Annotated in this window: 19 protein-coding genes and 1 pseudogene; 13 read left to right on the top strand and 7 right to left on the bottom strand. The window is 68.6% G+C overall.

Going from position 1 to position 25,253, the window contains the following annotated elements; translation table 11 throughout:
- The first annotated feature begins 131 nt into the window (after positions 1-131).
- Positions 132-386: a hypothetical protein gene (locus OG574_RS51640; RefSeq protein WP_326779289.1), complete on the top strand. Its 255-nt coding sequence runs from the start codon at positions 132-134 to the stop codon at positions 384-386.
- A 266-nt stretch (positions 387-652) separates the two neighbouring features.
- On the opposite strand, the gene OG574_RS51645 is transcribed toward OG574_RS51640, so the two are convergent.
- On the bottom strand, positions 653-760 hold the full coding sequence (locus tag OG574_RS51645) for a hypothetical protein (RefSeq protein WP_326779290.1): 108 nt from the start codon (positions 758-760) through the stop codon (positions 653-655).
- On the bottom strand, positions 757-1,002 hold the full coding sequence (locus OG574_RS51650) for a stealth conserved region 3 domain-containing protein (protein WP_326779291.1): 246 nt from the start codon (positions 1,000-1,002) through the stop codon (positions 757-759). Before OG574_RS51650 ends, OG574_RS51645 begins: the two co-directional genes overlap by 4 nt.
- A 511-nt stretch (positions 1,003-1,513) precedes the next feature.
- Between OG574_RS51650 and OG574_RS51655 the strand changes: the two genes are divergently transcribed.
- On the top strand, positions 1,514-2,773 hold the full coding sequence (locus tag OG574_RS51655; protein ID WP_326779475.1) for a uracil-xanthine permease family protein: 1,260 nt from the start codon (positions 1,514-1,516) through the stop codon (positions 2,771-2,773).
- 12 nt (positions 2,774-2,785) lie between these two features.
- On the opposite strand, the pseudogene OG574_RS51660 reads toward OG574_RS51655, so the two are convergent.
- A pseudogene (locus tag OG574_RS51660) lies at positions 2,786-4,028 on the bottom strand (RNA-guided endonuclease InsQ/TnpB family protein).
- Between the two features lie 183 nt (positions 4,029-4,211).
- On the opposite strand from OG574_RS51660, the gene OG574_RS51665 reads away from it, so the two are divergent.
- The 3 genes from OG574_RS51665 to OG574_RS51675 all read left to right on the top strand — a co-directional run bounded on the left by OG574_RS51665 (position 4,212) and on the right by OG574_RS51675 (position 7,121).
- Positions 4,212-5,627 (top strand): amidohydrolase family protein, encoded by a 1,416-nt coding sequence (locus tag OG574_RS51665; protein WP_326779292.1) that lies wholly within the window; start codon positions 4,212-4,214, stop codon positions 5,625-5,627.
- The gene (locus OG574_RS51670; protein ID WP_326779293.1) at positions 5,624-6,334 is read left to right on the top strand and encodes a sulfite exporter TauE/SafE family protein; all 711 of its coding nucleotides are present in this window, start codon (positions 5,624-5,626) and stop codon (positions 6,332-6,334) included. The genes OG574_RS51665 and OG574_RS51670 overlap by 4 nt, the downstream gene beginning before the upstream one ends.
- A gap of 466 nt (positions 6,335-6,800) precedes the next feature.
- A complete protein-coding gene (locus OG574_RS51675) occupies positions 6,801-7,121 on the top strand; it encodes a hypothetical protein (RefSeq protein WP_326779294.1) in 321 nt (106 codons plus the stop codon).
- 341 nt (positions 7,122-7,462) lie between these two features.
- On the opposite strand, the gene OG574_RS51685 is transcribed toward OG574_RS51675, so the two are convergent.
- Complete coding sequence (locus OG574_RS51685; RefSeq protein WP_326779295.1) at positions 7,463-8,032, bottom strand: hypothetical protein; 570 nt, start codon at positions 8,030-8,032, stop codon at positions 7,463-7,465.
- A gap of 63 nt (positions 8,033-8,095) precedes the next feature.
- Positions 8,096-8,416, bottom strand: a complete 321-nt coding sequence (locus OG574_RS51690; RefSeq protein WP_326779296.1) for a GYD domain-containing protein — start codon at positions 8,414-8,416, stop codon at positions 8,096-8,098.
- 880 nt (positions 8,417-9,296) lie between these two features.
- Between OG574_RS51690 and OG574_RS51695 the strand changes: the two genes are divergently transcribed.
- The 4 genes from OG574_RS51695 to OG574_RS51710 all read left to right on the top strand — a co-directional run bounded on the left by OG574_RS51695 (position 9,297) and on the right by OG574_RS51710 (position 17,322).
- Positions 9,297-9,839 carry a hypothetical protein gene (locus OG574_RS51695; RefSeq protein WP_326779297.1) on the top strand — a complete coding sequence of 181 codons (543 nt, stop codon included), beginning with the start codon at positions 9,297-9,299 and terminating at the stop codon, positions 9,837-9,839.
- A gap of 689 nt (positions 9,840-10,528) precedes the next feature.
- Positions 10,529-12,037, top strand: a complete 1,509-nt coding sequence (locus tag OG574_RS51700; protein WP_326779298.1) for an FAD-binding oxidoreductase — start codon at positions 10,529-10,531, stop codon at positions 12,035-12,037.
- 74 nt (positions 12,038-12,111) lie between these two features.
- Entirely contained in the window at positions 12,112-13,341 is a 1,230-nt protein-coding gene (locus OG574_RS51705; RefSeq protein ID WP_326779299.1) for an IS30 family transposase, read from the top strand.
- A gap of 267 nt (positions 13,342-13,608) precedes the next feature.
- Positions 13,609-17,322, top strand: coding sequence for a S8 family serine peptidase (locus OG574_RS51710; RefSeq protein WP_326779300.1), 3,714 nt, complete (start codon positions 13,609-13,611; stop codon positions 17,320-17,322).
- Positions 17,323-17,706: 384 nt separating this feature from the next.
- Here OG574_RS51710 and OG574_RS51715 read toward each other — a convergent pair whose 3' ends face one another.
- The gene (locus OG574_RS51715; RefSeq protein WP_326779301.1) at positions 17,707-18,438 is read right to left on the bottom strand and encodes a hypothetical protein; all 732 of its coding nucleotides are present in this window, start codon (positions 18,436-18,438) and stop codon (positions 17,707-17,709) included.
- A gap of 431 nt (positions 18,439-18,869) precedes the next feature.
- Between OG574_RS51715 and OG574_RS51720 the strand changes: the two genes are divergently transcribed.
- From OG574_RS51720 to OG574_RS51730, 3 genes are all read left to right on the top strand, one after another.
- Entirely contained in the window at positions 18,870-20,075 is a 1,206-nt protein-coding gene (locus OG574_RS51720) for an NAD(P)/FAD-dependent oxidoreductase (protein WP_326779302.1), read from the top strand.
- Positions 20,072-20,992: an RNA polymerase sigma-70 factor gene (locus tag OG574_RS51725; protein ID WP_326779303.1), complete on the top strand. Its 921-nt coding sequence runs from the start codon at positions 20,072-20,074 to the stop codon at positions 20,990-20,992. Before OG574_RS51720 ends, OG574_RS51725 begins: the two co-directional genes overlap by 4 nt.
- 350 nt (positions 20,993-21,342) lie before the next feature.
- Positions 21,343-22,326 carry a phosphotransferase family protein gene (locus OG574_RS51730; protein ID WP_326779304.1) on the top strand — a complete coding sequence of 328 codons (984 nt, stop codon included), beginning with the start codon at positions 21,343-21,345 and terminating at the stop codon, positions 22,324-22,326.
- Between the two features lie 457 nt (positions 22,327-22,783).
- Here the strand turns inward: OG574_RS51730 and OG574_RS51740 are convergent, their stop codons facing one another.
- Positions 22,784-23,380, bottom strand: a complete 597-nt coding sequence (locus OG574_RS51740) for a TetR/AcrR family transcriptional regulator (RefSeq protein ID WP_326779305.1) — start codon at positions 23,378-23,380, stop codon at positions 22,784-22,786.
- Positions 23,381-23,612: 232 nt separating this feature from the next.
- Between OG574_RS51740 and OG574_RS51745 the strand changes: the two genes are divergently transcribed.
- Positions 23,613-25,187: an MFS transporter gene (locus OG574_RS51745; protein ID WP_326779476.1), complete on the top strand. Its 1,575-nt coding sequence runs from the start codon at positions 23,613-23,615 to the stop codon at positions 25,185-25,187.
- Positions 25,188-25,253 lie beyond the last annotated feature (66 nt).

The raw sequence follows: 25,253 nt of genomic DNA on the forward strand, positions 1-25,253 counted from the left end.
ATGGCGATGCGGAGCATCGCCGCGGCACGGGCGCGGAGCGCCCGCAAGAAACCGGGCCCCAGCGCCCGGTGAGGAATATGCACTGTTCGAATGCCGGTACGCCAGGCGACAGGAGCGTCACGGTCGTGAATTTGACCGTGCAGGTGAAACTCCTGCCGACGCCCGTGCAGGCGGCGGCACTTGACGAAACCCTGCACGCCTGTAACGAGGCCGCGACCTGGGTGTCGTCCCTGGCGTTCAAGAAGGACATCAAACGCAACTTCGCCCTGCGCGAGCACACCTACACGGCGGTCAAGGACCGATGGAGGTTCGGCGCGCAGGCGGCCCAGCACGTCATCGTCGTTGACCATTCCCGGCATCGACTACCGCAAGGCCGAGGACGGTGAGTCGCACGGTGTGGCTGCTGCACCCCGGCGGCTAGTGGGCCCGCGCCACCGCACTCGCCTTCCTCGACTCACCCAACTGTGCACCAGGGCGGCCCGCGCTGACTGTGGGACGAGCTGAAACGCATCCGGCACCGCCTCAACCTCGAAGGCCGCCTGTCAGCCTACGGAGCCCTAATCCGCATCGAACCCGACGGCAGGCTGGCCCTCTCACCTGCGGCACCTGGTCCCTGACCCTGAGGTGAACAGCATCCCGCAGTAGCCGACGGTCAGATCCCGGCAGCCCGTTCCCATCGGCTGAAGAACGGAAAGCGGGACTCCATGAAGGCGCGGACAACCGGCTCAACGTTCTGCCGGTCGGCTTCCGCGGTGTTCACGTCGTTGAGGCAGAAGAAGTCGTACGAGTGCCCGATACCCGGAGTTCATCAAGGGCCGCGGGCAGGTCCGGCTTGCCCATGTCGATGTAGCGGAGCTTGTACGTGCCCGGCACGCCGCGGCCTGTGAGATAGGCGTAGTGGTGGTGCAGCGACGCGGTCATAGCGATGTCGCTGGTGGACCGGAAGCGGGACCGGCCCGTGCGGGCCACCTCATCGGCGAAGCGCTCCTCCAATTTCTCCATGAGCCCGGAACCCCTTGGTGCCGCCACCCTTGACGGTGGATCCGAGGGCTCTCATACTGGCGGCCAAATCGATTTGGCCAAATCGATTTGGCTCTCCGTCCAGGGCCGGATCGCGGCTGATATCCGAGCGTGCCGTACGCCCGAACGGAGCCCGAACATGTCCAGTCCCCGCCAGAGCAGGCCACCGGCCGGCCAACCGCCGGCCTCCGGTCCCGCGGCCACGAATCCGGCAGGCGAGCCCACAGCCCACCCCTCCGAGACCTCCGACGCTTCCGAGATCTCCGAGGCCTCCGGGTCCTTCGACACTTCCGGGGCTTCCGGGACCTCCGAGGCCGTCAACTCCCAGCTCACGCAGACAGTCGCCCCGGATGAGCGCCCCCATCCCGAGAGTGCCCGTCCCGACACCACCGAGTCCTCGGCCGGCAAAGGTGCCCCACTCGGCGTGCACCCCGTGGACGAGTCGCGTCCCCTGGGGCGGATCCTGCTCTTCGGGATCCAGCACGTCCTCGTGATGGCCGCCACCCCCATCTCGGCGATCTTCCTGATGAGCGCCACCCTCGGGCTCAGCGCCGGTCTCACCGTCGATCTGCTCTCGGCGGCTTTTGTGCTGTCCGGCGTGGGATCGCTGATCCAGTCGCTCGGGCCCTGGAAGTTCGGGCCGCGGCTGCCCTTCGTGATGCTGCCGGGCGGGGCTCCGCTCATCCTGTTCCTCGCGATCGCCGAGCAGCACGGCGTGCGCATCGCCACCGGTGCGGTGGTCCTGACGGCGGTGTTCTCCTTCGTCGTGCTGCCGGTCTTCTCCCGGCTGCTCGCGTACTTTCCCGCCCTGGTCATCGGCACGATGATCGTCATCGTCGGCGTCAACCTGGTGAAGGTCGGCGCGGTCCTCGTCACGGGACAGCCCGGCTCGCCCGGCTTCGCGAATCCCACCAACCTCGGTCTCGGCATGGCGACGATCGGGTTCACCGTCGTCTTCTACCTGCTCTTCACCGGCATCCTGCGCCAACTGGCCGTCATGCTCGGCCTGTTCGCCGGCACCGCGCTCGCCGCCGCGGTCGGCGCGATCGACGGCGCAGGTGCCACGGGCGGCGCACTGGTGAACCTGCCGCACCTGATGCCTTTCGGCTCACCCGAGTTCAACCTCGTCGCCGCCCTGCCGCTGATGCTCTACAGCGTGGCCTCCATGGCCGAGGCCACCGGCCAGACCGTCATCAACGCCGAGGCCGTCGGCAAGAAGATCGACAAGCGGACCGACGTGCCGAAGACCGTCCGCGGTGACGCGCTCACCTCGCTCTTCGGCGGATTCTTCGGCCTGCCGCTCATGGTCACCAGCGGGGAGAACATCGGCATCGTCCGCGTCACCGGCGTCCGCAGCCGGTTCGTCACCGCCGCGGCCGGAGTCGTACTCATCGTCATCGGATTCCTCGCACCCGTCACCCGTGCGATCAGCGTGATCCCGACCGCCGTCGTCGGCGGCACCGCCATGGTCGTCTTCGCCGTCATCACCGTGCTCGGCATCCAGATGCTCGGCCGCTCCGACCTCGACAAGCACACCAGCACCTTCATATGCGCCGTCGCTCTCGCACTGGGGCTGCTGCCCATACTCGTCCCTGGCGTGTACGGAGCGTTCCCGCCGAACGTCCGCATCCTCCTCGAAAGCGGCGTCGCCGTCGGCACGTTCACCGCCGCCGTGCTCAACATCCTCTTCCACCATGTCAGGCCCGGCATCGCCGCCCGGCTGACCACCACGCGCGCAGAAGGCGACCGTTGACTCCTCCCCCTCCTAAGCGAGGGGGATTCCTAGCTCACGTCGCCTGCCCCCCGGCGGGGGTGCAGGTCTTACACGATCAGCACTAGCCGGGTGGAAGACCAGCCCGGACCAGCATCACGCGGGCGGAGTTCTTGTCTCTCGGCGAGACGGCTCCGCATGCGGTGCAGGCATACGTTCGTTCGGAAAGAGGTAGTGCGTGCTTGGTTCTCGCTCCGCACTGCGCGCAGTCCATCGTGGTGTGCGCGGGGTGTACCACATGGATGGTCCGGCCGTGCTTCCTCGCCATCTCGACAAGCGCCGCCTTGGTGGCGCCGATCGCGGCATCTGCTGCTTTCCTGGCCATGGTCGACTTCGCGAGGAACTTCGGCTTGAAGTCCTCGATGGCCAAGGCGTCGTGGTCGCGGACGACCTTCTTGGCCCACTTGCGGCTGGTGTCCTGCCGCTGGGCCGCGACCTTACGGTGCAGTTTCGCCCTCTGCCGCTTTGCCTCGCAGTATCCCTTCGATGCGGCCTGTCCCTTCGCAGGGCGGCGCCGGGCCATCATCCGCTGATAGCGGGCAAGTTTCTGCCCGGCTGTCCGCCCGTGCTGGGAATGGGGAAGGTCGTGGTCGTCGGATGTGGTGGTCGCGGTCTCCTTGACGCCCCAGTCGATGCCGATCACGCGACCGGTTGCGGGCAGCTTCTCGGTCTGTGCGGGGACGACGAAGGACGCCCACCAGTGCCCCACCGCATCGCGGTACACGCGCACCGACGAGGGCGGTTCGGGCAGCTCGCACGACCACACCGGGCGCACCACGATTTGGCCGGCGAGATGCAGACGGCCGTCCTTGAGGCGGAACCCTCGCTTGGTGTATTCGAGGGTGGGCAGCGCTTCGCGCTTCTTCTTGTACTTCGGCATCCCGGCCCGCTGCCGCATCGGCAACCGCGCCTTGATGTCCTTGAGGGCCTTCGCGCGCGACTTGCCGAAGTCGCGTATCAGCTGCTGCTGAGGAACGCAGGCACCATCGGCCAGCCACGGCGTGCGCGATCGGGCCTCGGTCAGCATCGCCGCGAGCTGGACCGGCCCACACGTCGTCTTCTCGCCGGTCGCCCGGTTGTGCGCGTGGACGGCCTTGGACTTGGCGACGCACTCATTCCACACCCAACGTGCCCGGTCCCACTCGGCTTCGAGCGCAGTGCGGGCCGACGCCGACAGACGCACGCGGTAGGTGTACCGGCAATGGCCGGCCGCCTGCGTGGTCGCTTCTGTCGTCATGCATCGGAACCTACCTGGGAGGACTGACAGTTGAGCCCTCTTGCTCTTTGCGGTGTCCCTCGCCAGCGGTTTCGGTGTACGCCGATCCGCCCTGGCGGCGAATCCGCTTTCCCTGCCCCGCTCACGCGGGAGCTGCATTTCCTCCCCCCGGCTAAAGCCGGGGATATCCACGAAGGAAAAACGATGAACCGATCCGACCGCGATGTCCTCGCCGGCCCAGGCCCGCTCCTTCTCGTACCGGACGCGGTCCTGCTGCCCGAAGGCCCCGCCGACGGCTGGGCCGTCACGATCGACGACGGCCGCTTCGAAGCCGTCGGACCGGCGGACGAACTGGAGGGCGCGCACCCGCAGTTGCCGGCCGTACGGCTGCCCGGCCATCTGCTGATGCCGGGATTCGTCGACGCCCATCACCACCTCACCCAGAGCTTCGGCTCCGCACTCGCCTTCGGGGAGCCCTCCGAGATCTTCCGCCGGGTCTGGGTACCGCTGGAAGGCGCGCTGGACGAGGAATCGGCCTACACCGCGGCCAAGCTGGCCGCCCTCGAAGCGCTGCGCGGCGGATTCACCACCGTCACCGACGCCGGCACGCGCGCCGGTGTCGATGTCGACGTGGTCGCGTCCGCCGCGCGTGACGCCGGAGTCCGCTGCGTCCTCGGACTCGTCTGCAACGACGCGGACGAGGACGCGACGGACCCCCCGGTCGTTGTCGAGCACGCCGAGAAGCACCTCGCCCGTTACGACGGTGATCCGCTCGTCCATCCGTCCCTGACCGTCTCCATCCCCGAGGCGGCGACCGAACGCACCCTGCATGCCACCGCCCGCCTCGCCGCCGAGGCCGGGGCCGTCGTCCAGATTCATGTCAACGAGCACCTCGCCGGCGTGGAACGTTCCCTCGTACGACACGGGCTGCGGCCCCTCGAACACCTGCACCGCGTCGGCGCGCTCGGCCCCCAACTGCTCGCCGCGCACGCCACGATGCTCACGCCGCGCGAGCTGACCCTGCTCGCCGACACAGGAACCGCCGTCAGCTACAACCCCGTCGCCAGCGCGTGGAAGGGCAACGCGGTCGCGCCCGCGACCGCCATGGCCGAGCGTGGCATCCGCTTCGGGCTCGGCACCGACGGCACCCGCGGCGACGGCTTCCGGCTCGCGGAGGCCGCCGAGTTCGCGCAGCGCCTCGCCTACGGTCTGGCGACCGGTGACTCGTCGTGCGGTGCGGGCTGGACGTGGCTGGAGCGCGCCAACCGGGGCGGGGCGGATGCCGTTGGGCTGGGCGCCCGCACCGGCACCGTCGCCCAGGGCATGGCGGCCGACTTCCTTCTCGTCGACGTCGACACTCCGGAGCTCGCGCTCTCCTGGGACCTGCCGTGGGAACTCGTGCGACGCGGCAACCGGGACCAGATCGCCGCCGTCTTCGTCGCCGGGCGACTGCGTATGTGGCACGGCCGGCCGGTCGGCTGGGACGGGTCCGAGCTGGTGAGGCGGGCGGCCGAACTGGCCCGCGCTGCCGTCGCCAGGGCGAACGTCACCAGGGCGCACCCCACCTCCACGGCAGCACGGGCGCTGATCCGGTCACAGGAGCGGAGGACGACGCTGTGAGTACGCAGATACTGGCGGTCCTTGCCGTGACGGTGGCCATCGCCGCGTTCGTCCAGGGCAGCAGTGGACTGGGCTTCGCTCTGATCGTCGCGCCCGTGGCCGGCATCCTCGATCCCGGCTTGGTCCCGGTCTTCGTCCTCGCCTCGATGATCCCGCTCAACCTGTACGTCGCCTGGCGCGAACGATCCTCGCTCGACCTGCGCGGGGCGGGCTGGATCACCGGGGCGCGGCTCGCCGCCACCCCGGCCGGTCTTGCGGTGCTCTGGCTGATCCCGGAACACAGTCTCGGCCTGTTCGTGGGCGGTGCCACTGTGCTCGCGGCCGTCGCGAGCCTGACCGTCCCCGCGTTCACGCCCGGGCGGGCCGCATACGTCGGCGCGGGCGCGGTGACCGGTCTGACCGAGACCGCGACCGGCGTCGGCGGGCCTCCGCTCGCGCTGGTCTACCAGCACCGGCCGCCCGCCGAACTGCGCTCCACGGTCGCCGCGTGCTTCCTCATCGGGGAAGTCGCCTCCCTGGCATTGCTGTTCGCGACAGGGAAAGCGCAGGTCACTGAGCTCGGCCAGGCAGCCGCGCTGCTCCCCGCGATCGCCGCCGGCGCGTGGCTCAGCCGCCTGGTCCACCACCGTCTGGACGCACGCAGGATGCGTCTGTTCGTGCTCGTCTTCGCATTGGTCTCTGGGCTCGTCCTGATGCTCCGGGCCTGACTTGGCCGCGACGGCAGCAGCCACGATCTGCGCGTGCCCCGAAATGGCTCGGGAGGTTTGAGTCTGTGGCATCGCTGCTGGTCACAGGGACGCTTCTGCGTACTCGACGGCTGCCTGTCCACGGCTGGTCCACGGGCACTGATGCCTGCCTGCATGTGCCGGACCGGTGCTGCGGGACGAATCGGGGTGGGGGCTGCTGCTGGTGGAGGTACTCGCGAGAGGTGGGTCGTAGGGGAGCGCGGACTCGGCGGGATCGTGAGGCGCAAGTTCACCCTGGTGGGCGAGGATCCCACGCATGCGCGCGCGTGACGCCGACACGCCAGGCGTCGGTTCCTGATTCAACGTTTTTTCGCTATATAAGGCTCCTTTGATGGCGAGTCGGACGTAACGGCGCATTGCGGACGCCACCATGCATATGTCCGACCCAGGCAGGCGCATGAGGCACCTGCCGTGAAAGGAGCATGGAATGCAGGTTTCCCGTTTTGTCGCCGCGCTGGGCGTCGCGGGCGCCATCCTGGTGGGCGGCGCCACCGGCGCCAGCGCCGCCGCCGCGCCTCCGGTGGCATCTCATGCCACGCACGACCGTGGCGACGGCCACGGAGACGACTACAGGCGCGGCGGCGACCACGACGGCCGCTGGGGCCACCACCGTGACGGCCGCTGGGGCCACCACCGCGACGGCCGCTGGGGCCACCACCGTGACGGCCGCTGGGGCCACCACCGCGATGGCCGCTGGGGTCACCACCGCGACGGCCGCTGGGGTCACGACCGCTACGACCACCGCTGACCGTCCTTGGGGGTGCCCTTCCGCAGTTGGGGGAGGGCACCCCTTCCGCGTCCTCCACATGCCTTCGGCCGCATAGACACCCGCGGCCGGCCGAGATCTACGATCCGCTCGATTCCGACCGCAGGGATCTGGGTCCGCACATTGGTGTCGTGCAGGAGTTCAATGCCCGCCGGGTGAATGCCCACCGGGTACTGGACATCGCCTGCAGGAACGGGTGCGCGACACCCGCTTTAGGAGTTCGAGCGCGGGTCGCCTGGAGGCGCTTCACCGGAGGAGGGAACGGTCACGTCTGGCTGCCCTGGACCGCTGGTGTTCCTCGACGTTGATGTCAGCCGCGGATGTCACTCGCGCCCGTTGAGGGCGTCTGCGAGGGCCTGGGCTTGGCTTGTTGCGATACCGAGGGCGAGCGGGATTTGGCGGGGGCTGTAGGACGACGAACATACTGCGATCGGGCTGTCGGTAGTCACGGTCCAGGAGGGTTCACTATCGGGCTCCTGGTCGCCGACCAGGACTGTAGCCAACTCGTCAGCTGCGCTAGAGCGTATGCCGCAGCGGGTCAGCGCTTGCGCCACTATGTGGCTGGCTTCTCGGGGCATGTCGGCATCGCCGAGCATCGGAAGCAGGAGCAGAAGGCGCTGTGAGCTATCGGCCAGACCTTCACTGCTGTTCTGTGCGGCCTCAGCGAGTATGTCGAGCTCCTTCCAGGACAGTCCGGGGCCTGCCTCGTCAGCGCCGCACTTGCCGAGGTAACCGAGTCGTCCCCACTCCGGGTGGCGGACGAAGAAGTCGACGTTGTTCACGTCTTCGAAGTTGGCATAGACGACGTAAACGGTATGCCCACCCTCGAAGGGGACGCGCAGGACAGGCCAGGGCTCTTCATGGTTGCCGAGGACGGTGATGTCAGGCGACACTGCCTGGTCGGTTACGGACGGCGGTAGGCGGCGCGGTCGGTACCGGGGCCAAGGGTCCCGGGCTCACATGCCAGGGGAGCGGAAGGTGACTTGCCGACGGGCGGCCTCGTCGATCTCATCGAGGGTGAGGAGAGGGGTGGCCCGGGTGTGGAGGGCTCCGCTGGCCTTGACGGTGAGGCTGACGGCGGCCATGGAGACCGGGTCGGGGAAGTCGACGATAAGCACGATGTCGTCCTCCCCAAAGGCGAAGTACATGGCCTCGACCTGCCCGCCGAGGTTGGTGACGACATGGTCGACGGCGGCGCGACGGCTACTCGCGCCTTCCTTGAGCAGACCCTTGGTGCCCTCGGGCGTGTAGGTGGCCTGGATGAGGAACTTCGGCATAGGGATGCTTCCTGCCCATCGTTTGTCCGGTGTGGAATGGCCTTCCCGCTGTCACATCGGCCACTACGCGCGGAACGGCTGGGTTCACTCGTAAGAACCTGAACTCTTCCGCTGACCGCTCCGGGTCGGCGCAGCCGCCGACGCGCTCACACTCTTCTAGACCGTGGCGGCCCTGGCTCGCGGGCCCTGCCACTGGTACAAAGCGGTTGCTATCGGCTTCGGCCCAGAGTGGCTGCGTGTCCCGACCGGCATCCGTGTCTGCCTACTGGGTGAGGAGTTGTCGGCCGTCGTGGGCACCCCACGATGTGGGGGCGCCACTTCTGCGCTGCCCGCTCATCATGAAAGGCTCAGGAGGGCCCGGCTCTATTTCAAGACCGCCCGCTCCCGAAGCAACTTGAGTGAGGGCTCTGCCTTGGGTTGATGTGCCCCTCAGCTGTTCTGATGGTGCGCAGGCGGCCGTGCTTGTTCGCTGCTGTGCGTCGGCGTTGTCACGCAGTTGGACACTCACAAGGAGGGATCGCCACTGTGTCCGTAGGCCATGGCTGCGCGGCACACATCTAGATGTTCAGTGCAACCGAAGTACTCCATGGGTCGCTTGAACAGGCCCGCTCTTCGCGCTTGCAGCGCCTGGCCGCCATCCTTACCGACGGCCTCCCGTTTCCGGCCACCGACCGGCGTCCGCACTGAGTCGCTGGAAAGGGGGCCGGACCTCGGGCGACTGTCAAAATCGCACCAAGCTACGCCGTCCCTGTCCCCTGTGTCGCGCTGGTGTGGAAGGGTGCCAACGTTGTCAGTGACAGGGGGGGCTGTGGGTAAACAGGATGTGCGCAAGATGCTGCGTGAGATGGCGACCGGGGAGCCAGTTCAGGTCACCAGTGGCATGTCGTCCATTGACAAAATCGCCGGACTCGGGGTTGTAGCCGAGCAGTTCGGTTACCAGTACGTCGACGTACGGCGGGGCGACGGGTATGTGATGTCTCTCGTGGCCGACCCCGCCCCGCAGGCCCGTGCGCGGGCCGCGCAGAACTGGGCGCAATATCCCAACGCCGTTGACGGGGGCGCGTTGCCGCCCTTCGTACCCGACGCGTTCCAGCTCCTCAAGGCCCGCATCACGTTCGACCTCACCACCGAGTACTCCGACAAGCAACGGTTGATCATCGCGAGTCTCGGCATCACCGTGATGGTCGTGGGAGTCGCCGCCTCGCTCGGCGCGGACACCACCTCCTTCGTCGTCGCCGGCATCGTCTGGGTCCTACTGATGTGCCTCATACCCGTCTTGAACGTCGCCGGCCGGCGCTACAAAGCCAAGTACGCCGCCCGGCTGGCGGCCGCGGGGTTCACGCCGGTGACCGACGAGAGGGGCCGGCTGCGATACCTGCCGCCGGGCGGGCAGCTTCCCGGGCACGGCAATCCCTTCGCCTGAGGAACTGCGACGAGTTGGGCATTCCTACAGGTCAGACGCCATCGGCTAACACAACATCAAGGCCCTTGCGACGTCCGCCAGAAGAGTCGGTCCCTCGCCCACCACTGCCCCGGCTTCCATCCCGTCCGCCGTCGATCCACACACCGTGGAACGGGCGTGGTTCATGGCGTCCAGGTGGAGCGCGCCACTGTACGAACGACCTGGACGCCATGGGCCGCGACTGCTCGGCTCGGCGGACGGGATGGGAGCCCACCACGCTCACCACGAACCGGCCGCCACTCGCGCACGGCGCCGCCTCCCACCCGGTGCCGGCCGACCCCCGCCGGAGGCATGTCCTTGAACGAGGGCCGCGGACGTCGGGTGCTGGCGTTGATGTCAGACATAGATGTCAGTAAGCCTCGCCACCAGCGCCCCGTCGAACCGAGGTTGCAGGGTGGCCGCCACGCCCGACGTGACAGCGAGTATGCCGCCCAGGCCGGCCAGGGTGGTCGTCGCGTTCCGGAACAACTCTTGCTGGAGCGTCGGCGAAGTCGATGCACGACGCCGGGAGCTGCGGTGTCAGGCACCTTGGCAGTGGTGCCGAGCGTGTCGAAAGAGACCCCCGCGATCACCCTTGCTACCGTCCACTTCGCCTAAATAATCCCTGATTGACTGATTCGCACCCGCGGGTGGTCGAGAGGACACGGATCATGAACGACTTTTCCCGTCGCCGACTGCTGAAGACTTCTGCGGTCGCCGGCGCCGGCGCAGTCGTCGTGCCGGGCGTCGCGGCAGCCGCGCCCCCTAGTGCGAGTGTCGTGACGGAGACTTCCGTAAATGAGGCGCACGGGGCGCAGTGTTCGCCGGCGAAGCTGACCGGCCGCATCGTCCGTCCCCACGACCCTGGGTACACGGATGCGCGCCTCGGATGGGACCAACTCTTCTCTCACTATCCGCTGGTCATCGTCTTCGCTCAGAACACCCAGGACGTGGTCAACGCCCTGACCTGGGCGCGGCAGAATGATGTCGCGCTGCGGATCCGGAGCGGCCGCCACAGCCTGGAGGGCTGGTCGAACGTCGACAGCGGCCTCGTGATCGATATCAGCGAACTGAAGTCGGTCCATCTCGACAGCGCTGCTCGTGTCGCGACGGTCGGCGCCGGACTCAACCAGCTGGAAGCGGTGACCACGCTCGCGAAGCGGAACTTCGCGGTGACGACAGGCACCGAAGGCACGGTAGGCCTAGCCGGCGCGACGCTCGGTGGCGGCTTCGGCTTCCTGACGCGCTGGCTGGGGATGGCGTGCGACAGCCTGATCGGCGCCGAGGTCGTCGTGGCCGAAGGTGGCGAGTGCGCAAAGGTGATCAAGGCCGATCTGACCCATAACTCGGACTTGTTGTGGGCGCTGCGCGGTGCGGGTAACGGCAACTTCGGGATCGTCACCTCGCTCACCTACAAAGTGGCTCCGCTGAAGAGCGTTACGTATGTGCAGGCCACGTGGGATGGCATCGGTGACTTGCGTAGGGTCTTCAATGCCTGGCAGCGCACCGCGCTGCACGCCGATGACCGCCTTGGCACGCAGGTCGAAATCCACCGCAATCAGACCTTGTTGTTCGCGGTCCTCGCGGAGGGGACACCTGCGGAGGCCAAGAAGCTACTGGCCCCGATCCTGTCGGTCGGTAGTCCTCAGGTGTCGGTGCAGGTCGGCAACTGGGGCGAGGTGTATTCGGGATTCCAGATTCCTACCGCCAACGAACCCGCGAACTGGAAGTTCTACTCCCAGTTCACCAGGAAGCCGTTCCCGGGCAAAGCGATTGACGTGATCTGCTCGTTCATGAAGCATGCGCCCACGGACGACAGCAACTTCTTCACTCAGGCGTTCGGTGGGGCGGTCAGAAGGAGTCCCCGCGGCGGCACGGCGTTCCCGCATCGCGACGCACTCTTCTACTCCGAACCCGGTGCCGGCTGGGGGACCCGTTCCGACCAGCCGGGCATCTGCGACCCGCTCACCCCGCAGGCTCAAGCGTGGATCGCCGAGTTCAGCCAGGCCTTGCGCCCCTACGTGGACGGTGCCTACGTCAACGTGCCGAACGTCGGCATGCAGGGCTGGGAAACCGCCTACTGGAGGGACAACTTCGACCGCCTGCGCGAGATCAAGGCGAAGTACGACCCGCACAACGTCTTCCAGTACGACCAGAGCATCCCGCCTGCGTCCCGCTGACCGAGCGTTGATGGAGCCCCCTCCCGACCCTTCAGTTCTAGTGGTCGTCGCAACACCCCAAGTGAAGGGGTGCGATGGACTTCGAGATCCGGAAGAACCGGGTGCCGGGCGGGAAGAGGTTGGTCCGGGAGCGGGCCGCATACTTCCAGCTCATGGAGCAGGGCTACAGCACGCGTGAAGCCGCGCGGATCATCGGTATCAACCTGCGCACCGGTAAGCGGTGGCGCAACGGCTGGCACTCCCCGCCCGGGGGCCGGAGGCCGGTTCCTCCTGTTCGGATCGTTGAGGAACCGGCTCCGGCGTCTCGCTACCTGACCGAGCCCGAGCGCATCCACATCGCTGACCGGATACGCGAGAAGGCATCGGTCCGGCAGATCGCCGTGGAGTTGGGACGCAGTCCCTCCACGGTCAGCCGGGAGATACGACGCAACCGCCGCCCCATGCCCAGGGGCGGCTGGACCTATCGGCCCTTCGAGGCCCACCGCCGCGCCGAGGCACGTCGAGCGCGGCCGAAACCGGGAAAGATTGGCCAGAACCCTGAGCTGCGGGACTTCATCCAGGACCACCTCACGATGCGGTGGAGCCCCGAGCAGATCTGCCACGCTCTGCGGGCACGCTTCCCCGACCGGCCAGAGATGCACGTGACCCACGAAACGATCTACCAGGCCCTCTACGTCCAAGGCCGGGGAGAACTTCGCCGGGAACTGACCCGCGCCCTACGCACCGGACGGGCCATGCGCCGCCCTCACCGACACGCCTACAAGCGCGTTGCCGGCCCGATCAGGAACATGGTGATGATCAGCGACCGGCCGGCCGAGGCCGCAGACCGCGCGGTCCCCGGGCACTGGGAGGGAGACCTCATCATCGGCAAGGACGGCCGGTCCTCCATCGGCACACTGGTCGAGCGTGCCACCCGATATGTGATGCTCGTGCACCTTCCGCATGGCCACAGTGCCACCGCCACCCGGGACGCGTTGGCCACAACCGTCCAGCATCTCCCGCCGCACCTTTGGCGCTCTCTGACCTGGGACCAGGGCTCGGAGATGGCTGCCCACCGGGACTTCACCGTGGCCACCAACATCCCGGTCTTCTTCTGCAACCCGGCGAGCCCCTGGCAACGCGGTTCGAACGAGAACACCAACGGCCTGCTGCGGCAGTACTTCCCCAAGGGCACCGACCTGAGCAGCCAAACGCCCGAGGACCTGGCGGCCGTGGCCACCGAACTCAACAGCCGCCCACGCAAAACGCTCGGCTGGGAAACCCCAGCCGAGCGCCTCGCTAAGCTACTGGACCTAGCCAGCTGACCAGCAGTGTTGCAACGACCCCTCGAATTCGCCACCGGTGAGGGGGCTCCGCTGTGCCATGCCCCACAGGCCCGTTGCCTCGTCCCTCGACACGCCGAATTCATGGGGCGGTCCGCCCCCCGGACGCGCGGTGGCCGACGACCCCGTCTGCTCGTGGCGTAACAGTGACATGGCACAAGAGCGACATGTGCGACCCCTTGAACGACGGCAGGTGAGGCCGGAGGATCCAGTGATCTTTCGCTCTTCGCCGCGTCTCAGGAGTCTTCCTTGCCCAAGCTTCCCATCCCCCGGCCCGGGCCGATCGCCCTCGCCGTGGTGGCCGCGCTGACACTCGGCGTCATACCGGCGACTGCCGCTGTGTCCGCGTACTCATTCGGTGAGGTGTCGCACAACGACGCCGGACACCGAACCCCCGGCGATACCGGCACGCACACCGTCACCTTGATCACGGGTGACAAGGTCACCATCGGGACCGCCGCCGACGGCACCGTCGTGCGCTCCTTCCAGGCCGCGAGCGGAGCCACCACCGGCTTCCACCGCGCTGTCGTGGACGGCGCCACCTATGTCTACCCCGACGCCGCCCTGCCGTACGTGAGCGCCGGCAAACTCGACAAGCAGCTCTTCAACGTGACGCGGCTGATCACCGAGGGGTATGACGACGCGCACAGCTCCCGGCTGCCGCTGATCGTGCGCTACACCGGAGCCGCCGCCAAGGCCCGCACTCGTACGAAGATGGCCGGCTCGACCGACGTCCGCCGCCTGGACAGCATCCAGGGCGCGGCCCTCGCGCAGAACCACAAGCAGGCACCGGAGTTCTGGTCCTCGCTCACCGGGGGTTCCGGCGCGGCGGCCCGGTCCGCGAAGCCGTCCTTCGCGGGCGGCGTCGCCCACGTGTGGCTCGACGGCAGGGTGAAGGCCGATCTGGCCGACTCCACCGCTCAGATCGGTGCGCAGAAGGTATGGGCGGAGGGCGACACCGGCCAGGGCGTGAAGGTCGCGATGCTCGACAGCGGCGCGGACACCGAACACCCGGACCTGGTCGGGCAGGTGTCCGACAGCGTCAGCTTCGTCCCCGGCGAGGACGACATCGCCGACTACAACGGCCACGGCACGCACGTCGCCTCGACCATCGTCGGCACGGGCAGTGCCTCCGACGGCAAGGAGCGGGGTGTCGCCTCCGGCGCCCGGCTGGCCGTCGGCAAGGTGCTCAACTCCGAGGGCAGCGGCCAGGAATCCTGGATCATCGCGGGCATGGAGTGGGCCGCCCGCGACCAGAAGGCCAGGATCATCAGCATGAGCCTGGGCGGCGGCGGTGACAAGACCGACCCGATGAGCCAGGCCGTTGACGAACTCAGCCACGACACGGGCGCGTTGTTCGTGATCGCGGCGGGCAACGGCGGCCCGCACTCCATCAGCAGCCCCGGTGCCGCAGACTCCGCGCTGACCGTCGGCGCCGTCGACTCCACCGACACGCTCGCCGACTTCTCCAGCCAGGGCCCGCGTGACGGCGACGGCGGGCTGAAGCCGGAGATCACCGCGCCCGGCGTCGACATCGTCGCGGCGCGCTCGCACTACAAGCGCGGCTCCGGCTACTACACCACGATGAGCGGCACGTCGATGGCGACGCCGCACGTCGCCGGTGTCGCCGCGCTCCTCGCCTCCGAGCACCCCGACTGGACGGGCACCCAGCTCAAGGAGGCGCTGGTCAGCAGCGCCAAGGCAACCCCGGCGTACACCCCGTACCAGGCGGGCGCCGGCCGGCTCGACGCGCCGGCGGCCGTGCACACCACGGTCTTCGCCACCACGACCGCCTACTCCGGCTTCCACACGTGGCCCCCGAAGCCCGGGGAGACCGACGTCCAGACGGTGACGTACACCAACGTCGGCGACGCTCCCGTCAGCCTCGACCTGGCGGTCAACGGCACCGTCCCGGCCGGGTTGTTCAGCCTCTCCGAGGACCGTGTCACCGTGCCCGCGCACGGCACCGCCACGGTCACTCTGACCGCGGCTCTGGACAAGCTGGGCGGCGACCAGTCGGTCAGCGCCATGATCACCGGTACGGACGGCGCCGGGACGGTTCGCGCCCGGACCTTGATCGGCGCGGCCCGAGAGGGCCAGCGGCAGAATCTGACCGTCGTCGCGAAGGACCGTGCGGGCAAGCCGCTGGCGGGCCGGGTCGTCCTCACCGCCGAGCACCTCTTCACGGTGATGGACCTCGACGCGTCCGGCACCGGCACGACGCGGCTGCCCGTCGGCAGTTACAGCGGCTGGCTCACCGGGGACGTGCAGGGCGCCGAAGGCCCGAACTCGCTCGGCATGGTGCTGCTCGCTTTCAACGACGTGAAGCTGGACCAGGACCGCACCGTCACGCTGGACGGCCGCAAGGCGCGCCGGATCCTGGCGCGCGTGCCGCAGCAGACCACCGCCGTCGCGCCGCGCCTGGACGCCCACCGGTCCTTCACCGACAGCCTGGTGGAGACGTCGATGCTGCCCAACTCGTCGTACGACAGCATCTGGGCGCTCCCGACCGGCAAGAAGGTCACCGACGGCGAGTTCGAGGCCGGCGCCCGCTTCCGCCTCGAGCAGCCGGCGCTGACCTTGAGCACGAAGTCGACGACCTTCAACGACCCGTTGGTCAAGCGCGCGGCCACGCCGCTGCCCGCCGGTAGCCGGAACCTGACGGCGGTCTTCGCCGGCGACGGCACGGCCGAGGAGCTCGCGCGGCAGAACGTGCGCGGCAAGGCCGTCGTGGTGCGCGGCGCCGGCACGGAAGGGATCAAGGCTCAGGCGGAGGCCGCCGCGGCCGCCGGCGCCCGGCTGCTGCTGGTCGTCAACGACGGCGTCGGCCGCCTGCAGCCCTGGGACGAGAACCCCTGGAGCCCGCAGAGCCCGGCCCCGGTGACGGTGGCGACGCTCACCGCCGACCAGGGCGCGGAGCTGATCGGCTCGCTCCGGCACGGCGCGGTGTCGCTGAAGGTCACCTCGCACCCCACGACGGACTACGTCTACGACGTGGTGCACCACTGGACCGGCGCCGTCCCGGCGGACCCGACCTGGCGTGAGGAGTCCAAGGACCTCGGCCGGGTGAACGTCTCCTTCCGGAACTACCGGCAGGGCAAGGCGATGGAGTTCCGTCCGGACGTCTGGCGGGGCTGGGCCGTCGGTAACCAGCTCACGGCGCCCGCCCAGGGCGAGCGCACCGACTGGGTCACCTCCGGCACCACGTGGCTGGACGACGCCTTCATCCAGGGCGAGACCGGGCAGCACTCGATCGACCCGCTGCAGTACTCGGCGCGCAAGACCGGCAAGGTCAGCTGGTTCGGCCCGATCCAGCGGCCCCGCATGGGCCCGGTGAACTACCAGCCCGTGCGCTACCTCGACACGATGTACGTCACCGCGCCCGGCTGGGGCGACTCGGGCTCCGGCCACGTCGGCGAGGCCGGCGCGAACTTCGACGTCAAGGACTGGATGTCGCTTTACCAGGGCGACCAGCAGCTCGACTGGGGCAACGCCGAGTATCTGCAGGTTCCCGGGCTCGGTGCGGAGCGCCTGCCCTACCGGCTGGTCCTCGACAACAACCGTGGCGCCTGGGCCAACCCGTACTCGACGCACACGCTGACCGAGTGGAACTTCACCTCTGCGGTCACCAGCAGCCAGTCGGCGGTGTCACTGCCGCTGATCCAGCTCGACTATGGCGTGGACACCGACAAGTCCGGCCGGGCCGACCGGCATGCCGGGCTGACGGTGACCGCCTCGCACCTGCCGGGCACCACTGCCGCCATCGCGAAGCCGTCCGTCGAGGTCTCGTACGACGACGGTGCGACCTGGCAGCGGACCGACCTGAGCCGGTGCGGTGACGGATGGCGGACGAACCTGCGCGCCCCGCGGTCGGCCGGCTTCGCCACCCTCCGGGTCGGCGCCCGGGACAACGCGGGCAACACCGTCTCGCAGACGATCACCCGGGCCTTCGGCCTGCGCTGACGTCACAACCCGGGAGGTCACCTGGGACAGCACCGCGTGGGTGGGACCGCAGCCGGCGGCCCCACCCACGCGGCACTCCCAGTTGTCAACCAGAACAGCGGCAACTGCCTCCTCCGCTCCCCCGGCAACGATCCCGTGCTCCGAAGCTGCCTACCGTACGACTTCCTGCAGATGTGGGGAACTCGCAGCAACTCGGACGGCACTGTCACCTTCTCCAATGTCGGGATGGGCCTGCCCCCGTCTGCCTGACGGCACAGTCGTCGCAGGTCGTCACCGAGAACTGCAACGGTTCGACTGCACAGGCTCCGGCCGTCGTCCATGGCGAGGCCGCCCTGAACACGGCAAGCCCGTGCGACTCGCCATCGCCCCGGTACCCGATACCGGTCACTTTTGGGCAAACGTGAGACCGACCTCGTGACCCGTCGAACCGGTTGCGCCGGGCAGCCAGGAGTTGAAGATGAAGCCGTCGATCTCACCGCCGGTGTTGGCGACGCTGCACGATCCCAAGTAGGTGATGTAGGAGTCGGTACTGCTCAACGCGGGGCCGCTCAGGGTGAAGCTGTCGCCCTTCAGCAGGCCGCTGAGGATCTTGGAGGTCCACTTCCCGTTCCCGTCGATGTAGAGCTGGCCGATGCTCACATCGCCGGTGTTCCAGGTGAACTTGAGCAGGGCGCTCTGCGTGAAGGCGGTGCAGTTCCCGTTGAGCAGGGTGACCTTGTTCATCGAGGGTGCGCCGACTGAGGTGTAGCTGCTCGACAGGAGTACGGGGTTGTGGTCACGGTTACCGCGGGCGAACCTGCCGTTCGGTGAGGAGCAGCCCACCGTGGCGCCCTTGATCTCGTTCGGGGAGGTGATGCGGCCGTTCTTGTTGAGCGGATGCGAGAAGTTGTCCTGCTCGACGAACACCTGGCAGGCCAAGTCGGCCAAGGGCTTCGCTGCTGCCGGAGACGTGGCGGCCGAGGCGCGCGCGCCCGGAGCCCCCAGGGACCCGGGTGCCGCCACGAGCACCGCCGCTGTCACGGCTGTCGCGGCGCAGGCGGCGATGCTCATCCTTCGCGCACGCGTCTTCGAGTGACGCTTGCCGGGGCCCTGCGGGCTGGGCTTGACGGTGCGCATGGCATACCTCCGCTGGAGCTGGGGCGCCGTTGACCAGGCCCGTCCCCGGCCAGACCATTCGTACAGCCGCCGGAATCACCACGCACAACGCATGCACCCGTTCAGGCGGAGCCGGCGAGGGCGTCGATCGCTTCCTTCCGGTTGTGGGTCCGACCGGTGGGGTTGCGGTCACTCGGGCCCGCTGAGCGGGAGCGTCGGCGTTCCGCCCTCTCGCAGGCGGTGGTGAGCGACTCCATGAGGTGCGGGGTCTGCACGAAGACCCTGCGTTCCGGGCCGAGGCCGACACCCTGGCCGTACTCACCGACTCGTAGACCGGTTCGCTCTCTGCACCTATTCGGGATGTGTCGCGCATCACATCCGGCCCATGTCACGTCCAAGCCGCCTGCTCCCATCTTGTGGGCGTCAGTGAGCGAGGCGAGGAGGACGGAACGATGAGCGCACGGCACGAGACCAGCACGGCGACCGCGCACCACGTGGTGATCCTGGGGGCGGGGTACGCGGGCATGTCCGCCGCGATCCAGCTCGCGGCCCGGGTCAAGGGGCGCGAGGACGTACAGGTGACCGTGGTGAATGCGCAGGAGCGGTTCACCGAGCGGATGCGTCTGCACCTGACGGCGACCGGCCAGCGGCCCGCCGAGCTGAGCATCCCGGAACTGCTGGAGGGCACGGAGGCACGGTTCGTGCGCGGCTGGGTGACGGCGGTGGACGCGGACGCCAAGACCGTGCGGATCGACGACGACCGGGTGCTGCACTACGACACGCTGGTATACGGGTTGGGCGGGGTGGCCGACACGTCCACGGTGCCGGGTGTCGAGGACCACGCGTACACCCTGAGCAGTGCGCAGGACGCCGAGTTGCTGGCCGTCCGGCTTGGGTGTCTCGGCAGCGGCACCGTGGTGGTCTCCGGCAGCGGGCTGACCGGCGTCGAGTCTGCTGCGGAGATCGCCGAGCGGCACCCGGAGCTGAACGTCGTACTGCTGGGCCGGGCCGAGCCCGGAGCGACCATGAACCCCAAGGCCAAGGCGTACGTGCAGGCCGCGCTCGACCGGCTGGGCGTCCGGGTGCGTGCCGGAACCGAGGTGGTGAAGGTGCTGTCCGACACGGTCGAACTGGCGGGTGGGGAGAGCATCGCCGCCGACGTGGTCCTGTGGACGAGCGGTACGCGCGTGTCGCCGCTGGCGGCCGCCGCCGGGCTGGCCGTCGATGAGCGCGGACGCATCGTCACCGACGCCGCGCTGCGGTCGGTGTCCCACCCTGACGTGTACGCAGTCGGTGACGCGGCCGCGATCCGCCAGGGCTACGGCGTAATGCACGGCACCTGCCAGGGCGGCATGCCGACCGGGGTGCACGCCGCGCTGTCGATCGAGCGTGTACTCAAGGGCAAGCAGCCCAAGCCGTTCCGCTTCGGTTACTACCACACGCCGGTGAGCCTGGGGCGAGGCGACGCGGTGGTGCAGTTCACCCACCCCGACGACAGCCCGCGCCGAATCTGCCTGACCGGACGCATGGCGGTCAGGTACAAGGAGACGGTGACTGCCTCCCCTTGGCCGACCTACGGCCGCATGAAGAAGATGCCCGCCTCCGGCGCGTTCTGGCCCCGCGGGGGTCGCTCCACCCGGGTCCGGGAGGCCCGGTGACCGACCCGACCGCCCACCCCGGCCAGCAGGCCTTCCACGAGCACCGCAAGCTGCTGTTCTCCGTGGCCTACCGCCTCCTCGGCACCGCGGCCGACGCCGAGGACGTGGTCCAGGACGCCTGGATCAAGTGGTCCGCTGCGGACCGTTCGCAGGTGGCCGACCCCAGGGCGTATCTGACGCGGATCGTCTCGAACCTGGCACTGGAACGGCTGCGCTCCACTCGGCACAAGCGGGAGACCTACGTGGGGCCGTGGCTGCCGGAGCCCATACTCACCGGCGGGGACGCCTCCGAGGCCGTCACGGAGGCCGAGTCGGTGTCGATGGCCATGCTGGTGGTGCTGGAGACGCTCAGCCCCCTCGAACGCGCGGTGTTCGTGCTGAAGGAAGTCTTCGACTTCAGCCACGCCGAGATCGCGGAGGCGGTGGAGCGTTCCGAAGTCGCAGTACGGCAGGCCGCGCACCGTGCTCGTGAGCATGTGCGGGCCCGGCGGCCGCGTTTCGCCGCGGACCGGTCGCGGCAGTGCGAGGTGACCGAGCGGTTCTTCGCCGCAGCGACCGGTGGTGACATCAACACCCTGATGGAACTGTTGTCCCCGGACGTCACGCTGTGGACCGACGGCGGCGGCAAGGTCCGCCAGGCCATGCGTCCGGTTGTGGGCGCGGCCACGGTGGCCGCTTGGTTCGCGGCCATCGGCACCGTTGCCTACCAGGGCGTCGAGCCGGCCGACATGAAAGCCGAACTCGTTGAGATCAACGGCGGCCCGGGCATGGTGTTCAGCGGACTGGGCCGTGTGATCGCCACCGTCACCTTCGACTTCGACGCCAACGGCCGCATCACCGCCATCCACAACGTCGCCAACCCCGACAAACTCCAGGCCATTGCCGACGGGACAGCTCGCGACGTCGGGACGCGCTGAGACCTGCGCGGGATCGCCGCAGCCCGTTGGGCGAGATCGTCGCCTAACAGCCCGAACGCAATCCCGAGCTACCCACGCACGACCCGGCGGGCCCAGGCGCACCCAGGCGCAGTCACCGTCGCTCGAAGCGCAGGGCGCACAACACGACGCCTCGGAATGAAACAGGAGCAGCCAGACCAAGACACCCATGCCATCGCTGTTCCTGCATCACAGAACACATCAGCCCCAACAGCCCCGTCCAACCGCAAGCGGATATCGGCCCGAACGGGGCGAATGCAGAGCCAAAATCCCTCTGAGTGCGTGCTTTTGATCCCAGGGATCTGGCCTGCGGTGATCGATAGGTTGTGCGCATGGATGCGAACGAGGGTGTGGCCGTCGTCGGGGCGGACGTCGATGACCGAGGCTGGTCCGACACGCGGGCTTGGGTGGAAAAGCGTGTAGGCGGAGGGTGCCGCATCGACGCTGCCGAGCGGCTGCGTGGCGGATGGACTTCGGAGATGCGGCGTCTACGCACTGGCGGAACGGGAGAGCCGCAGTGGATGGTGCTGAGGTCGTTCGTGAAGCCATTCTTCGTTCAGCATGCGAAGGGGTTACTCACTCGCGAAGCGGAAATTCTGCGTCTGCTCAACGAGACCGATGTGCCGGTGGCGGAGTTCCACGGTGTTGATGCGATGGCGGTGTACTGCGACCACCCGTCGTTGCTGATGTCGCTGCTGCCCGGCAGCGTGCGGTTGGGTGAGGAGGAAGCGGGGCTGCGGACCCAGCTGCTGGCCCGCCAACTCGTCGGTATTCACCAGGTGCGCGTCCCGGTCGAGGCCCGGCCGCGCGTTTACCAGGCCTGGACGTCGCCCGACCGTGTGCGGCTGCCCGAATCCACCGAGCGGCTGGACCTGTGGCAGCGGGCTGTGGACATCATCCGGCGCGATCCCCCTGACTACCGGCCTTGCTTCCTGCACCGGGATTTCCACCCCGGCAACGTGCTCTTCACCGGGCAGGGCGCCCGTTTGGAGATCACTGGTGTCGTTGACTGGGTGGAGACGTCCTGGGGCCCGGCGGATCTGGACGTGGCGCACTGTTCCACGGCCCTGGCTCTCCTGCACGGCGCCCAGGAGGGCATGCGCCTGGCTGATCTCTATCTGGCTTCCGGGGGCACGTTGAGTGAGGACCCGGCCGCTCACCTGTACTGGCGCGTCCTGGATGCACTCGCGTTCGCGCCGGATGCCGAGAAGGTCGCGGTGCCCTGGCGGGAACTGGGACGCAAAGACCTGACTTCGGACCTGCTCACCAGCAGGCTGGAGGAATACCTAGAGGAGCTCTTCCGCCGCTTCGGCTGATCGTCTCCACCTGGCGGTGCCTGGGCAGCAGGCTGAGCCACGGCCCGGGAATGGCCGCGCGGAGCGGTGAACAGTGGCCTGGCCGGCTTTGACGGCTCAGCTGCAGGACTTGCCTTTCTTGTCCAACTGCCGGTGTGGGCACCTTTCTTGTCCAACTGCCGGTGCGCGGGCCTTTCTTGTCCAACTGCCCGTGCGGGGGCCTTTCTTGTCCAACTGCCCGTGCGCGGGCCTTTGCGGGCGAGACGGCGGGTCATGAGGGTGAAGAGTGACCAGGTCAAGTGGGCTTCGCTGTGCTGCCGGGAGGCGTTCGTAGTCCCTTGCGTTGCGGCGGGCGCGAATGGTCCAGCCGATCGTGCGCTCGACGCGCCGGCGAGGCTCCCCCGGCGCCCCGCACCGCGGGCGCTCGGTGGTGACCACGTGGGCGATGGCCTGACCACTACCCGTCGGCCGGCCTTCGTCATTCCATGCGCTGCTGCGGTTCGGACTGCTTGGTACCGCTCTCGGCGAGAGCAGTGCGCGCGGCCTGCAGCAGTTCTTCGGAGATCGGGTCGCCCCGGGTGGCTCGGGCGAGGGCGAGGGCGCCGACCATGGTGCAGAGCTGGGCCATGCCGTCGTCATCGCCGGTGGCCAGCCGAGCGGCGCGGTTGCGTATCCCGTTGATGTAGACGTGGCGGGCGCGGGCGGCCTGGTCGGGCTCGCGACCCAGGTCAGCGGCGAATCCGGAGACGGGGCAGCCCTCCGCGGCGTGATCGCGGTGCCAGACCGAGAGGTACTGCTCGATCAGCGTCCGCCGGGCGGCCTCGTGCTCCCCGGCTCGCTCCTCGAACGTCGCCGCCGCATGTGCCGCCTGCTCGGCGAAGGCGTGGGCGATGGCCTCGTCGACCAGGTCGTCCTTGGATGCGAACTGCTTGTGGAACCCGCCATGGGTGAGCCCGGCGGCCTTCATCAGGTCGGCGACGCTGACCGCGGTGCCTTTCTCGCGGAACATCCGGGAGGCGGTGGCTACGACGCGCTGCCGGTTCTCCTGTGCTTGCGCCTGGGACACGCGGCCCATGGAATCACTCTCCTCAATTGGATGTCACTTGCCATCTATCCTAGTCTCCATTTAGATTGCTTGCGACATCTATTTCATGTCGATGAGACCCCCCGCAGGTCAGGCAGGGTCTTGCGCTGCCTCCCACCGTGCGAGGCCGACGGCCTCCGCCCGGCAATCGCAGAACCACCGACAGCACTGGAGACCCCCTGTGGCATCGCCACCCACCCCCTCCGAGTCCTCGACGCCCACGGTGTCCACGCCGCCCGTGCCTCCTGCCCAGCGACGACGTGTTTCCGAGGCGGTCCACCGCCGTCGCTGGGCCATCCTGGCCGTGCTCGCGTTCAGCCTGCTGGTGGTGATGCTGGACAACTCGATACTCAACGTGGCGATGAAGACCATCGCCCAGCCGGCCCCCGCCGGACTCGGCTCCACCCAGAGCCAGCTGGAGTGGGCGGTCAACTCCTACACACTGGTCTTCGCCGGACTGCTCTTCACCGCGGGCCTGCTCGGTGACCGGCTCGGCCGCAAGAAGGTGCTGCTCTTCGGCATGCTGGTGTTCGGCGCGGGATCCGCGCTGTCCGCGCTGTCGGACTCCTCCGGGCAGCTCATCACCTTCCGCGCCGTGATGGGCCTCGGCGGCGCCTTCATCCTGCCCGCCACCCTCGCGATCATCATGAACGTCTTCGAGCGCGAGGAGCAGCCCAAGGCGATCGGCATCTGGACAGGTGTGGTCGGTTTCGCCATCGCTGCCGGCCCCATCGCAGGCGGCGTCCTGCTGGAGCACTTCTGGTGGGGCTCGGTCTTCCTGGTCAACGTACCGATCGTGGTCGCCGCGATCGCCGCGATGGCGGCGATCGTCCCCGACTCCAAGGACCCCCGGCCCAGCAGACTCGACGCGGTCGGCGTGCTGCTGTCGATCGTCGGTCTGGCCGTACTGGTCTACGGCATCATCAAGGGCGGCCAGCTGGGCGACTTCACCCGGCCCGAGGCATGGGCGACCATCCTCGGCGGTCTGGCGGTCCTCGCCGGCTTCGTGGTGTACGAGGCCCACAGCGACCATCCGGCCCTTGACGTCACGTACTTCCGCAACCGGCGGTTCTCCGCGTCCGTTGCCGCCATCGGCCTGGTCTTCTTCGCCCTCATGGGCGTCACATTCTTCAGCGTCTTCTACAACCAGAGCGTGCGCGGCTACAGCGTCCTGCAGTCCGGTCTGCTCGTCCTGCCGCTGGCCCTCTCCCAGATGTTCTTCGCCCCGAGGGCCCGGCTGGTCGTCGACCGCTTCGGCGCCCGAGCCGTATGCGCCGGCGGCCTCGCCCTGACCGCCGTGGCCTTCACCGGCTTCCTGCTGCTCGACCAGGCCACCCCCATCTGGGTGCTGGAGGTGCTGTTCTTCCTGATGGGTACGGGGATGGCCCATGTGATGCCGCCCGCCACCGTCATGATCATGTCGTCGCTGCCGCGGGAGAAGGCCGGCTCCGGATCCGCGGTCAACAACACCTTCCGGCAGGTCGGTGGGGCCATCGGGGTCGCCGTGCTGGGGTCGCTGCTGTCCACCACCTACCGCAACGGCATCGACGGCCACCTGGGCGCGCTGCCCGCCGCCGACCGCCACGCCGCAGGTGAATCCGTTCAGGCAACCCTGGCCGTCGCCGAGAAGCTGGGACCGGCCGGCAGTGCGCTGGTGCGGCCCGCGCACGACGCCTTCATCCATGCCATGCACATCACCGCGGCAGGGTCGGCAGCCGTCGCCCTGGTCGGCGCGGTCGTCGTGCTGGTCTTCCTGCCGGGCAGGGAGGTCACCGCGGCCACCGGCGGTGACCAGTGAGCCTGCGTTCGGCACGGCAACCGTCCACCGGCGGTGGCCAGGCAAAGACGCCCTCCTCATGGACGT

Source organism: Streptomyces sp. NBC_01445 (assembly GCF_035918235.1).
GTDB lineage: Bacteria > Actinomycetota > Actinomycetes > Streptomycetales > Streptomycetaceae > Streptomyces.